This is a genomic window from Maribacter sp. HS (assembly GCF_048059195.1).
GTDB lineage: Bacteria > Bacteroidota > Bacteroidia > Flavobacteriales > Flavobacteriaceae > Maribacter > Maribacter dokdonensis.
Genome location: NZ_JAYLVV010000001.1, coordinates 1 through 13,551 on the forward strand (window position 1 = coordinate 1; position 13,551 = coordinate 13,551).

The window sequence follows — 13,551 nt, forward strand, 5'->3', positions numbered from 1 at the left end:
TTGGATCTTGCGACCTTCCCGGCTTCGTTTCCCTTAGGTGTCTCCCTAAGCGGCTGCAAATATACAACTGTTTTTTAACCTGGCAACTTATTTCGAAAAAAAATATTCTTTCTTTTTTTTCCCAGACCAACCAACATATAAATGAACCTTTTCCGACTCCCGATTCAGAACTCGTCTTCCTCGCTAGCGGGGTGCAAATCTACAACCTATTTTCAAATCAACAAGACTTTTTTATAAAATAAATACAAGGTTTTTTCATGTGTAACGACAACCAATTTATTTACAGCACTTTACACTCAAAATAAAAAAAGCGGTATTAAATTTAATAAAAAAATCAATACATATATAGTTGATTATATTAAAATCTTACAGGCAAACTAACACCATACCAACTAAAACAATCGTATAACAACCATAAGCCTCATAGCCCTTCTTTAAGACTACAGCAAAACATAACACTATTCTATTGCGGACATGAATAGTTCATATTATCTTTGACACCCTATAATATGTACAAGAAATGATTAAAATTACACTTCCCGACGGATCGGTCAAGGAATTTGAAAAAGCAACTACGCCATTAGAGGTTGCAAAAAGTATAAGCGAAGGATTAGCCCGCAATGTTATTTCGGCAAAATTCAACGAAACTATTGTTGAAACCACTACACCCTTAGAAACAGACGGCAGCTTAGTACTATTCACCTGGAACGATAAAGAAGGAAAAACAGCTTTTTGGCATTCAACTTCACATATTGTAGCGCAAGCTATTGAGGAATTGTACCCTGGAGTTAAACTAACTATAGGACCCGCCATAGAAAACGGCTTCTATTACGACGTAGAATTACCAAATGGCTCTATTTCAGAAAAAGATTTTACCGCTATAGAAAAGAAGGCTTTAGAGATTGCCCGTGGAAAACACGACTATAAAATGAGAGCGGTATCAAAAGCCGATGCACTTGCCTTCTATAAAAAGCAAGGCAACGAATACAAGGTAGAGTTAATTGAAAACCTTGAGGATGGCACCATTACGTTTTGTGATCATGATACATTTACAGATTTATGTAGAGGTGGACACATTCCTAATACCGGTATTGTAAAGGCTATAAAAATATTAAGTGTAGCAGGTGCATACTGGAGAGGTAACGAAAACAACACACAACTTACACGTATATATGGTATCTCATTTCCAAAACAAAAAGAGCTTACCGAATATTTGGCACTTTTAGAAGAAGCAAAAAAGAGAGATCACAGAAAGCTAGGTAAAGAACTAGAACTATTTACTTTTTCGCAAAAAGTAGGTCAAGGACTACCATTATGGCTACCTAAAGGTGCTGCCTTACGTGAACGCCTTGAAAACTTTTTAAAGAAAGCCCAAAAGAAAGCCGGATATGAAATGGTGGTTACACCACATATTGGTCAAAAAGAATTATATGTTACCTCTGGACATTATGAAAAATACGGTGAAGACAGCTTTCAACCGATACATACACCCAAGGAAGGTGAGGAATTTCTTTTAAAACCGATGAATTGCCCTCACCACTGTGAAATCTACAATACAAAACCATATAGCTATAAGGAACTACCTAAAAGATTTGCCGAATTTGGAACAGTATATAGATATGAACAAAGCGGTGAATTACACGGATTAACAAGAGTACGCGGATTTACTCAAGATGATGCACATATTTTCTGTACACCAGATCAACTGGACGAGGAATTTAAAAATGTAATAGACCTATCCTTATATGTATTGGGATCCCTTGGATTTGAAAATTTTACCGCACAGGTCTCTGTACGTGATCTGGACAATCCGGAAAAATACATTGGCTCAGTGGAAAATTGGGAAAAAGCAGAACAAGCTATCATCAATGCCGCTAAAGAGAAAGGATTGAATTTTGTGATTGAAGCCGGTGAAGCAGCCTTCTATGGTCCTAAACTAGATTTCATGGTGAAAGACGCGCTTGGAAGACAATGGCAACTAGGTACTATTCAGGTAGATTACAACTTACCTGAAAGATTCGACTTAAGCTACAAAGGCAGTGATAACGAGCTACATAGACCCGTGATGATACACCGTGCCCCATTTGGTAGCATGGAGCGTTTTATAGCTTTATTATTAGAACATACTGGAGGTAATTTCCCATTGTGGCTTACCCCAGAACAAGCTATAATTTTACCTGTAAGCGAAAAACATGAAAAATATGCCGAAAAAGTTTTAAAATCCCTAGAAAATAACGAAATTCGCGCCCTTGTAGACAGTAGAAATGAGACTGTAGGCAAGAAAATACGAGAAGCAGAAATGGCTAAGATACCTTTTATGCTGATCGTGGGAGAAAACGATGAGGCAGACAACACTATATCTGTTCGTAAGCATGGAGGTGAAGATTTAGGAGCAATAAGCATTGCAACGTTCACAGACTTGGTTAACACAGAAATAAATAGTACCTTAAAGACGTTTTAAATAAAAGTTTAATTAAAAAGAATTAGTCATAGCAATACGTAAAAGATTTAGACCGCAACCTAGAAGGGAAAATAAGAATCCTCATAATATTAATGAGAAGATTACGGCCCCTAAAGTTAGGTTAGTTGGTGACAATGTTGAAGTAGGTGTATATCCTTTTCCTCAGGCTCTTGAAAAAGCAGAAGAATTAGGTTTGGATTTGGTGGAAATTTCACCAAAGGCAGACCCTCCTGTTTGTAAGATTATGGAGTATAAAAAGTTTTTATACGAACAGAAGAAAAGGGATAAAGCCATGAAAGCGAAAGCTTCAAAGGTTGTTGTTAAAGAAATAAGATTTGGTCCCAATACTGATGACCACGATTATGAATTTAAAAAGAAACATGCCGAAAAGTTCCTTAAAGAAGGAGCAAAATTAAAAGCATATGTCTTTTTTAAAGGACGATCAATTGTCTATAAAGACCAAGGTGAGATTTTATTATTGAGGTTAGCATCTGAATTAGAAGAATTAGGAAAAGTTGAACAGATGCCTAAACTAGAAGGAAAGCGTATGACAATGTTCATAGCTCCTAAGACAAAAGGAAAATAAAATTTCGGTTTTTTAAAATCGAATATTAGAATACTGAATGCTGTCCGCCATTGGTGGACAGTTTCAGCATAAACAAGTGAGATTAATATATAAACTAGGAGAAAATGCCTAAACAAAAAACAAAATCCAGTGCTAAGAAGCGTTTTAAGCTAACGGGTACCGGTAAAATTAAAAGAAAGCACGCCTTTAAGAGTCACATTCTTACGAAAAAGTCTAAAAAGCGTAAGCTTGCTTTAACTCATGATACATTGGTTCACCAACATGATGTTAACAGCATTAAAGAACAATTACGTTTAAAGTAATTATAGTTCTTTAAAAAGGTAAAATTATTAACCATGGAGTTAGGCAATCAAAGTTCCTTAAAATAAAAAGGACGCCTACTACAAAAAATTAGAAAGAAATGCCAAGATCAGTAAATGCAGTAGCTTCAAGAGCCAGAAGAAAAAAGGTAATGAAGCAAGCCAAAGGTTACTTTGGAAGACGTAAAAACGTTTGGACAGTAGCCAAAAACGCGGTTGAAAAAGCAATGTTATATGCTTACAGAGACCGTAGAAACAAGAAAAGAACTTTTCGTTCATTATGGATTACCCGTATTAATGCAGGTGCCAGACAGCACGGAATGTCTTACTCTCAATTTATGGGAAAAGTAAAAGCTAATAACATTGAACTTAACAGAAAAGTTCTTGCAGATTTAGCAATGAACCACCCAGATGCCTTTAAGGCAGTTGTAGATCAGGTAAAATAAATTAATAACAATCTCACTTTTGAAAAATCCGATTCTTACGAATCGGATTTTTTGATTTTAGCGATAGCCGCTTTAAATTCTTGCCAATCAATTAGCTCATCACCATTCTTATCATAACCTTCAATCAATTTTGACGAAACAATACCTCTAATAAATCCACTTATTTCTGCTTGTTTCAATAATTTTACAATTTCAGATTTGGTCAACTTTTGATCATTATTCTCATCAAAAAAATTAAATGCCATTTCTGGTGTTTCAAAATGAATTGTAATCAGTATTTGAATTTTGTTCAGAATAGATTCTTCAGTAGTCATAAACTATGTATTTCTTTTAATTTAAATAAATATCAACTTCCCCACAAGGTCAAGACAATGTTTCTTCCCGAGGCATAATTTCTATGTTCACATAAATATATACCTTGCCATATTCCTATATTTAATTTCCCATTGGATACCGGCACTTGAACAGACGATCCCATTAATGAAGCCTTTATGTGTGCAGGCATATCATCTGAACCTTCATAATTATGTTTATAATAAGGTTCATTTTCAGGCACAAATCTATTTATATAGGACTCAAAATCTTCTCTGACCGTGGGATCTGCGTTTTCATTAATGGTTAAACTAGCAGATGTGTGTTTAATAAATACCTGTAGCATTCCAACATCAATTTCTTGAATCTCTGGTAAACGTTCTAAGATTAGGCTGGTGATAATATGAAAACCTCTTTGGTAAGGTGGTAAACTAAACTGTCTTTGAAATAACTTCATACCTAGTAATTATTAATTAAAGGTAAAACTTTGATCTTTAAAGTACATGTTAACTTCCATTCAAATATCTTTACCATAAATTAAATAATTTATGGATTTATCAAAGATTAAAATGGTTGTTTCAGACATGGATGGCACCTTACTTAACTCTAACCACCAAGTCAGTGAACAATTCTTTGAGCTCTTTAAAGAATTACAATCTAGAGACATCACATTTGTTGCTGCCAGCGGCAGACAATACAATAGTATAATTGATAAGCTTGCTCCAATAAAAGACGAAATAATTGTAATTGCCGAGAACGGTGGATTTGCCAAAAAGCAAGATACCGAAATTCTAGTTACGCCATTAGACCAACAACGAGTAGCAGAAATCTTAGCTACTTTAGATAAAATCCCCAATATACACCCTGTTCTTTGCGGTAAGCATCAAGCCTATTTAACCAATAAATCGAATGAATTTGTAAATAAATTGGCAGAATATTATACAGAGTTTGAAATCATAGATAACTTAAATACGTTTACTTCCGAAGTAATAAAAATTGCCATTTATCATTTTGAGAGTTCAGAACAGTTTATATACCCATTTGTAAAACATTTTGAAAAAGATTTAAAAGTTAAAGTCTCCGGCGAGAACTGGTTAGATATATCTAACATGAACGCTCATAAAGGATATGCGTTGTCAAAAGTCATGGACAGCTATAATCTTAAATCTAATGAAATAATGGTATTTGGAGATTACAATAATGACCTAGAAATGCTTGCACTATCAGATTACGGTTTTGCAATGGCAAATGCGCATCCAAACGTAAAAAAGGTTGCCAAATACAGCACATTGAGCAATGATGATAATGGTGTTGAACACATACTTAAAATGCTAGTAAAATAAAGAGTAGCCAACTTGACGATTAAACACGATATCTATGCTATTGTACCGCAGGTTTCAACTCACTAGGCACATACCCCATGGTTCTTTTAAAAGCTGTAGTAAAATGTTGTGGATTAGCATAACCAACCTCATAGGCAGCATGCGCAATAGTAGCCCCGTCTTGAGTAATTAAACTTTTGGCAACTTCCATTCTTAACGCAGTGATATATTTAAATACGGTAACCCCGTACAACTTTTTGAAATCCCTTTTCAACTTGGTAGGATTGAACCCAGCTAAATCTGCCAAATCAATTATTTTTAATGGCTCTTTCAAATTTTTTCTGATATAATCCTCAACTCTCACTAAGGCCAAATAATCGGAATTTAAAAGTTTTACATTATTCTTAGAAACTCTTGAAGTTTGTCTTCCTAAAAGAAAATCTATCAACAATACCGTAAGCTTACTTTCCAGATATTTTTTTCTTAATTCACCTGTATAAGGACATTGAATGATCTCATTTATTTTACTACGAATATTTGGTGGAATGAATTTACTCTTATCCCATAGTACAAATGAATTGGAATTTTGGATAGCATTCTTCAACTTCTGAAAAGATTTTTCAAATTCTTTGCCTAACAAATTCTTTAGCAAACTAGGTTTAAGGTATATCTCAAAAGATTTTGCATTTCCTTTAAAAAACATATCTCTACCCTCTGTAATTGGATAATAGAACATATTACAATGATTTTCCGGAATTTGCACCAAATACTTTATGTGTTTAAGCGGCTGATAACCATAAGCACCTTCTAATGAGAAGTGTAATTTTATTAGATGTTCATCGCTAGAAACACAAATCTCCGAATCAAATTCCTGTAATACTTCATCATTAGAAAACTCCACTCCCTTAATAAAAGAACTATTGTTCTTAGTAGTCACCTCTACCTCATTAAACTGTACCGAATTGTTTAGAAAACTATTATCAAACAGTTCTTTTACCTTTATTTCTTTCCTTAACAATTCCTTCCTCATATACATTGACTACCGCAAACCAATACTTCCTTTTGCGTATGTTTAAATTCCTTTCTCGGCACTTGTCTTTTCATTCCTTCTTTAGATTTGCAAAACTAATTTATTTAGACTAAATCTTAATAAAGATAGTAACCTTTTTTAAACCAAATGAAAAACCATTTTACCGTCATTTTTATTTTACTCTTTGCATCTGTTCATTCTCAAGAGTTACTTAGTTCTATTTCAGGAACTGTTAAAGACGATTACAACAATCCTTTAGCTTTTGCAACTGTGATGATAGAGGGTCTTAAACTAGGCGTTTTAACAGACGACAACGGTAGCTTCCTCATTGAAAATGTACCACAAGGAAAACACAATGTTGTTGTTTCTTTTATTGGTTATAGAACACTTTTTAAAACCGTTGAAATTACCAGTAGTAAAAAGAAAATTACAATCAATTATAAGTTATCGGAAAGTGTTGAAAACCTAGACGAAGTCAATGTTAACGGCAAATCTAAAGAGACGGAGATAGAAACCAAAGGTTTTGCTGTTAATGCCATAAAAACTGAAGAAGCCAGTATTAGAAATATTCAGACCAATGAATTATTAAACACTACTGTTGGTGTAAAAATTAGACAAAACGGCGGACTTGGTTCTAATGTAGAATACTCTTTAAATGGTTTATCAGGAAATTCGGTTAGTATTTTTATTGACGGCATACCCATTTCCATGTACGGTTCTTCTTTTAGTTTGAACAGTATTCCTCCTTCAATGATAGAAAACATTGAAGTTTACAAGGGAGTAATTCCCGGACATTTGGCTGATGATGCACTAGGTGGAGCCATAAACATTGTAATGAAAAAAGGCGCACGTAATAATTTAAATGCTTCCGTGTCTTATGGATCGTTTAATACATTACAAGCCAGCATTAACGGGTTGTATCGTTTTGATAAATCTGGTTTTACCGTCAAAGCCTCTGGTTTTCATAATTATTCTGACAATGATTATGAAATTAGCGGAAGAAATATTGTAGATAAAGGTCTAGGAGGTGTTGAAACACTTATTACAGCAAAAAGATTTAATGATGCTTATAGGTCTACCGGAGGAACAATACAGGCAGGTTATACTGACGTAAAATGGGCGGATCAATTTTTTATTGGCGTTACAGGTTCCGATGATTACAAAGAAGTGCAACACGGTGCTTTTGTTACTAAAATACCGTATAAAGGCAGATTTTTAGAGTCCGATGCGTTGTTGGCTAACTTGACATATCTTAAAAAAGATATCTTTTTTAAAGGTTTAGATGTAAATGTTACCGGATTATTTGGGGAGAGAAATCGTATTTTGAATGACACCACAGCCGAAGCATATAGCTGGACCGGAAATAGAGCTATAGATTACAAAGGCGATGAATTTGAATATTCTTGGGGATCCCAACAAGAAGGCGGACCAACACTACTAAACATCAACAGGAAAGTTGCTTCTATAAGAACAGGAATTTCTTATGAAATAAATAAAAACCATAAAGTATTTCTTAACCACGTCTACAGCGGACTTGACCGGGAAGATAGTGATGAAATGATATCACTTTTAGAAAACACCTTTCAACAAACCAGTGATATCTACAAAAATATATACTCCTTAAGTTATGAGCTAAATGCTATTGATGATAAATTAAAAGTGAATCTCTTCGGTAAGCACTATAGACAAAAGGTATTGAATACATTTCCTAGGTTCAACAGCAACGCCACAGAGGTTATTGATGAAGTTTACCAAAGCAATAAAGATTATAATGGTTACGGGTATGCAATTTCTTATCTGCTTATAAAAAATCTTAATATTCTCACCTCTGCTGAAAAAGCTATTCGTCTACCAAATGAGAACGAAGTATTTGGTGATGCTGGAGAAAATATTGAACCCAACCTTACCATTGAACCAGAAACCAGCAATAATTACAACCTTGGTTTTAGATTCGGAAGGTTCAACATAAAAAATCACGCACTTACCGTCTCTACCAATCTATTTTCCCGAAAAATTCAAAATTTAATTGGCTTTCCCGGTGATGCTCAGGATAACCAAGAACTAGGAGAAACTATTCAATATGGAAATTTTGATAGGGAAACCACCTCTAAAGGGGTAGAAGCAGAAATCAGCTATAACTATAAGGACAACTTTGGATTTAATTTCAACCTGTCCAAACTAACGCTTCAAAGAAAAAACCTTCAAGATAATATTGTAAACTCTCCAAATGTTCCCTTGTTTACAATGAACACTTCGCTACGGTATTCATTCAATAATTTTATTCAAAATACAGCACGTTTTAATCTTTTTTACAATGCTTACTTCACAGATGAATTCTCCTATAAAGAGGAACAAGGTACTAATGTGGCAGGTTTAGAAGAGTTTTTAATTCCAACCCAATTTATTCAAGATTTTGGATGTAGTTACGTGTTTCCAAATAAAAGAGTTTCTATAAGCCTTGATGTCAAAAACGTATTTGATGAAGTTGCCTATGACAATTTACGGGTGCAAAAACCAGGAAGAGCATTTTATCTAAAACTGAATTACATAATCAATAATTTTTAAATATCTAAATAGAATATATTATGAAACGACCATTATTAAATTTAAAATCATTTGCCATTGCTATAGCTGCAGTAGGGTTTATGGCTTCCTGTAGTAGCGATGACGACACTGTAACTCCAGAAACTGAACAAGAAGAGGAAGAGCAAGAAGAGATAGAGGAAGAAGCAGAAGTAACTTCAAGATGGATAACTATTGCCGGAGCTAAAATGGGTGAAGAACCTGGAGATGGTAACGGTGGAACATTAATTTATTCTGTTACTAGTGAAGATGCCAAAGACCCAACGGTACAAATAGACCCATTTAATAATGGTTTTATAGCACCATCTAACAGAACGGCAAGATTACAAGCTTCAGAAGATGGCAATACCATATTCAATATTAGTTACGCTGGTGATACCGGTGGTAATTACACCAAATACATTGTAAATGGAGGACAAGATTTTGAACAAACGGGATCAGAAATTAGTATTGCAGAATATGTAGGTACTGCTCCTAGATGGATTAAATTATTTGATGGCGATAAAACTGGCTGTGCAGTAAGGGTAGATATTGAACATATAGTTGATGATAATGGCACTCCTGATGATGTAACAGATGATTCTTATGTTCGTACAAGCCAAACCGTAGGTATAGTGACATTAGATTTGGTAGATTCCCAAATCAACAACTTCCAACAAATTGATTTATCTATAGGCGAAGAATTAGAATCTCAAGGGTATTACATTGGCAGAATTGATATGCCAACATTAAATGCTGCCGGAGACAAATTATACATTGGAGCTCGTATGAATAAAGTTGATCCTGCAACTTTAACTAGAGATGAAGAAAATGCAGCTGATCTTGAAAGTGATAGCGATTATGAGATTTTAGGTTCTAAAACGATAGTAGTAGATTATCCTTCTTTGGAAAACCCTACAATAATCACTTCTACAGTAGGACATGGAAACACTAATGGTTACCGTAGCATTAACGCTTTTGAATACAATGGAAGTGTTTATCAAGCCAATCAAAGTGACCCAGAAGGTTCTCATATCCTAAAAATTGGAGCAGACAATTTATATGATGATTCTTATGATTTTAATCTAGATGCTGCTTTAGGTGTTACCGGTGCTTATGTTTTAGCTTGGAGACCTGCTGCCAATGGTAAAGCTGTTTTAGCTTACCGTCATGATGGGTCTGCAGAAGGTATTTCCGGTAGAGGGGAAAGCTTTTTTGCCTTAGTTGATTTGAACGCAAAGACAGCAACCTTAATCAATGATATTCCTTATGAAGTAGATTTTGAATTGTTTCAATACCAAGGGTATGCAGTTGATGGAACAGAAATCTATCTTACTCAAGCTCCAGTTGGTCAAAATGGAAACATTTACATTGTAGAAACTGAAACCGGTGAAGTAACCAAAGGTGCGGAATTAATCAATTCCACAGGTAGTCATTTCATTGGCGCTTGGTAATCTTTAAAATTAACAGTTTTAAAATACCATTATCGGCTATTACCGGTAATGGTATTTTTTTTTGGAAATCTCTTAAAATAAAATTCAGGTCTTTTGTTTTTTCTTTTTTGCTGCCGGAAACAAAACATTGTTCAGTATTAATCTATAACCAGGTGATGTAGGGTGCAACTCCAATTCCGTTTTTGGATCCCCTACCCTATGTTGATAATCTTCAGGATCATGACCGCCATAAAAAGTAAAGAATCCCTTTCCTTTAATGCCGTGAATGTATCTTGCTTCCTCGTTTATCTTATTCTCACCTAACACTAAAACAGTCGGCTTTATTTCAGAGCGTGTAAAGGCAGTTGTTTGCCCCATGAATCCTTTTACCAAAGAAGTATGGTTCTGACATAACATAGTAGGCACAGGGTCCCATTTTGCAGAAAAATCCATCAAAGAAAAATAATCTGACTCCTTAGGCACATTTCCCCTTTTACTGGTCATATCAATAGTAGAAAATTCATATTTAAGAGGGCTACGTTCCAATATAAAATCTGTGAACGCAAAGGTTTTACCATAATCTAAATTAGCCTGGTAATTTGGATCAGACGCATCGCCATCGAACATAGGTTCAACTATATCTATACCATCTGCCGCCAAAGCAATATCAAAACTATCTGTAGCGGAGCACATGGCAAACATAAAACCACCGCCGATCACATAATTTCTAATCTTTAATGCTACAGCTCTTTTTTCTTCTGAAACCTTATCGTAACCTAACTTTTTAGCCAATTTTTCGGCATTTTTCTTACCTTCTATATACCATGGGGTTGCTCTATACGCGCCATAAAATTTACCATACTGACCGGTAAAATCTTCATGATGCAAATGCAACCAATCATACAAAGCTAGTTTATCCCCAAGTACCTCCTCGTCATAAATGGTGGTATAAGGTATTTCTGCATAGGTCAAAGCCATTGTTACGGCATCATCCCAAGGTTGTTTATCCTTTGGGGAATACACCGCAATACGTGGCGCTTTTTCTAATATAACAGCATCTTGATTTTTTGATGGGCTACTAATTTCATCCAAAATAGCATTAGCCTGTCCATCAGAAATTATTTCAAAGCTTACTCCCCTTATTTGACATTCTTTTCTAATACTTTCCCCATCTGGCAATAAAAAAGAACCACCTCTGTAATTCAGTAACCATTGTACTTTTTGCTGTTTGGACAAAACCCAATAGGTTATGCCGTATGCTTTTAAATGATTTTTTTGAGTATCGGCATCCATAGGTATTAAAATTGATGAAGCAAATACTTGTACCGATAGTAAAAGAAAGAAAATTGAACTTACAATTTTAGACATATTATTAATTTCATTCACTCAAAGATAGAGCAAATAATAAGGTAGAATAACCAAGAACTTGTTAAAGCCTTTATAGTTAAGATAACGAATAGTAATGAAAAACAATTGCAACAAAATAAAAAAAGTCCTCTAAACGAGGACTTTTTTAAAAATATTAATTGAACCGAAATTTAGAACGGAACATCATTATCCTCTTCAAAATCTGGACTATTGTTCATACTACTGCCAAAAGCGTCATCTGCACTTGGTAAATTTTTAGTTGCGAACGGATTCTCTTCGTTTGCGTTCATTTTCGATTGAAATTCAAAAGGAGAGTCAAAATCATCAAGGTTGTCAAACTTACCTTGATTACCGATAAACTTAAGTCTAATGTTTTCTAGTCCACCATTACGGTGTTTAGCTACAATAAATTCTGCCTGACCTTGAGTTGGTGTATGTTCCTCATCATCCCACTCTTCAATCTTATAGTATTCTGGTCTATAAATAAATGATACAATATCTGCATCTTGCTCAATTGCACCAGATTCCCTCAAATCTGATAATACCGGTCTTTTACTGCCACCACGTGTTTCTACCGCACGAGATAATTGAGATAGTGCAATTACCGGCACGTTCAATTCCTTTGCAAGGGCTTTTAAGTTTCTAGAAATAGTAGAAATTTCCTGTTCCCTGTTACCTCCTTTTTGACTACCACCAGCTGTCATTAATTGCAAATAATCGATCATGATCATTTTAATGCCGTGCTGAGAAGCCAATCTTCTTGCTTTGGCACGTAAATCGAAAATAGAAAGTGACGGGGTATCATCAATAAACAAAGGTGCCTTTTCCAATGATTTCACCTTTACGTTTAACTGCTCCCACTCGTGTTTTTCTAGTTTACCGGTTCTCAATTTTTCTGAAGACAATCCTGTTTCAGATGAAATTAACCTGGTAATAAGCTGTACCGATGACATTTCCAGTGAAAAGAAGGCTACCGGCATATTTGAGTTTACCGCCATATTCCTTGCCATAGACAAGGTTAATGCCGTTTTACCCATACCAGGTCTTGCCGCTACAATGATCAAATCACTTGGCTGCCATCCTGAGGTAAGTTTATCTAGTTTGTCAAAACCAGAAGGTATACCACTCATACCCTCTTTACCAGCAATCTCCTCTATTCGCTTTTTTGCTTGGATCACCAAATCCTGAGCGGTCTCTGCAGATCGTTTTAAGTTTCCTTGGGTAACATCATAAAGTTTAGCTTCAGCAGTATCCAATAAGTCAAAAACATCTGTAGCTTCATCGTACGCCTCTTCAATTATCTCACCGGATATCTTAATAAGACTACGTTGAATATATTTTTGAAGTATAATACGGGCATGAAACTCAATATGCGCCGAAGATGCTACTTTTTGGGTCAGTTTTATAAGGTAAAAATCACCTCCACAAACTTCTAATTTGCCAGATTTCTTCAATTGGGAAGAAACGGTTAATAAATCTACAGGTTGTGATTCTTCAAACAAAATAAAGATAGCTTCATAGATGAACCTATGAGCATCTTTATAGAAAACATCGGGGTGCAAAATATCGATAACTTCATCGACACCCTTTTTATCTATCATCATAGCACCAAGCACAACCTCCTCTAAATCAACGGCTTGTGGTGGTATTTTACCTTTCTCAAGGTTTATAATAGTAGATTTGTCGATCTTTCGACCAACAAAAGGTTTTGTGTTCTCCATAATGCGAAAGT

At 35.0% G+C, this 13,551-nt stretch carries 12 protein-coding genes; 7 read left to right on the top strand and 5 right to left on the bottom strand.

What is annotated here, in order from left to right; translation table 11 throughout:
- Positions 1-520 precede the first annotated feature (520 nt).
- The 4 genes from thrS to rplT all read left to right on the top strand — a co-directional run bounded on the left by thrS (position 521) and on the right by rplT (position 3,792).
- The gene (thrS, locus tag VBZ51_RS00005) at positions 521-2,461 is read left to right on the top strand and encodes a threonine--tRNA ligase (RefSeq protein WP_099188875.1); all 1,941 of its coding nucleotides are present in this window, start codon (positions 521-523) and stop codon (positions 2,459-2,461) included.
- 28 nt (positions 2,462-2,489) lie between these two features.
- The gene (infC, locus tag VBZ51_RS00010; protein WP_082642892.1) at positions 2,490-3,047 is read left to right on the top strand and encodes a translation initiation factor IF-3; all 558 of its coding nucleotides are present in this window, start codon (positions 2,490-2,492) and stop codon (positions 3,045-3,047) included.
- Positions 3,048-3,151: 104 nt separating this feature from the next.
- Positions 3,152-3,349 carry a 50S ribosomal protein L35 gene (gene rpmI, locus VBZ51_RS00015; RefSeq protein ID WP_047245905.1) on the top strand — a complete coding sequence of 66 codons (198 nt, stop codon included), beginning with the start codon at positions 3,152-3,154 and terminating at the stop codon, positions 3,347-3,349.
- A 98-nt stretch (positions 3,350-3,447) separates the two neighbouring features.
- Positions 3,448-3,792: a 50S ribosomal protein L20 gene (rplT, locus tag VBZ51_RS00020; protein WP_027064529.1), complete on the top strand. Its 345-nt coding sequence runs from the start codon at positions 3,448-3,450 to the stop codon at positions 3,790-3,792.
- 35 nt (positions 3,793-3,827) lie between these two features.
- Here rplT and VBZ51_RS00025 read toward each other — a convergent pair whose 3' ends face one another.
- Both VBZ51_RS00025 and VBZ51_RS00030 read right to left on the bottom strand, forming a co-directional pair.
- Positions 3,828-4,106 (bottom strand): EF-hand domain-containing protein, encoded by a 279-nt coding sequence (locus VBZ51_RS00025; RefSeq protein ID WP_074672977.1) that lies wholly within the window; start codon positions 4,104-4,106, stop codon positions 3,828-3,830.
- Between the two features lie 32 nt (positions 4,107-4,138).
- On the bottom strand, positions 4,139-4,561 hold the full coding sequence (locus tag VBZ51_RS00030) for a secondary thiamine-phosphate synthase enzyme YjbQ (RefSeq protein ID WP_416575687.1): 423 nt from the start codon (positions 4,559-4,561) through the stop codon (positions 4,139-4,141).
- A 91-nt stretch (positions 4,562-4,652) separates the two neighbouring features.
- Here VBZ51_RS00030 and VBZ51_RS00035 point away from each other — a divergent pair, with 91 nt between their 5' ends.
- Positions 4,653-5,447 carry an HAD family hydrolase gene (locus VBZ51_RS00035; RefSeq protein ID WP_416575688.1) on the top strand — a complete coding sequence of 265 codons (795 nt, stop codon included), beginning with the start codon at positions 4,653-4,655 and terminating at the stop codon, positions 5,445-5,447.
- A 37-nt stretch (positions 5,448-5,484) separates the two neighbouring features.
- On the opposite strand, the gene VBZ51_RS00040 is transcribed toward VBZ51_RS00035, so the two are convergent.
- Complete coding sequence (locus VBZ51_RS00040) at positions 5,485-6,456, bottom strand: helix-turn-helix domain-containing protein (RefSeq protein WP_416575689.1); 972 nt, start codon at positions 6,454-6,456, stop codon at positions 5,485-5,487.
- 147 nt (positions 6,457-6,603) lie between these two features.
- On the opposite strand from VBZ51_RS00040, the gene VBZ51_RS00045 reads away from it, so the two are divergent.
- Entirely contained in the window at positions 6,604-9,021 is a 2,418-nt protein-coding gene (locus VBZ51_RS00045) for a TonB-dependent receptor (protein ID WP_416575690.1), read from the top strand.
- 20 nt (positions 9,022-9,041) lie between these two features.
- Positions 9,042-10,472, top strand: coding sequence for a hypothetical protein (locus VBZ51_RS00050; protein ID WP_416575691.1), 1,431 nt, complete (start codon positions 9,042-9,044; stop codon positions 10,470-10,472).
- An 84-nt stretch (positions 10,473-10,556) separates the two neighbouring features.
- Here VBZ51_RS00050 and VBZ51_RS00055 read toward each other — a convergent pair whose 3' ends face one another.
- Together VBZ51_RS00055 and dnaB are read right to left on the bottom strand one after the other, a co-directional pair.
- Positions 10,557-11,819 carry an asparagine synthetase B gene (locus VBZ51_RS00055; protein WP_071341715.1) on the bottom strand — a complete coding sequence of 421 codons (1,263 nt, stop codon included), beginning with the start codon at positions 11,817-11,819 and terminating at the stop codon, positions 10,557-10,559.
- A gap of 170 nt (positions 11,820-11,989) precedes the next feature.
- Positions 11,990-13,540 carry a replicative DNA helicase gene (dnaB, locus tag VBZ51_RS00060; protein WP_058103396.1) on the bottom strand — a complete coding sequence of 517 codons (1,551 nt, stop codon included), beginning with the start codon at positions 13,538-13,540 and terminating at the stop codon, positions 11,990-11,992.
- Positions 13,541-13,551: the final 11 nt, after the last annotated feature.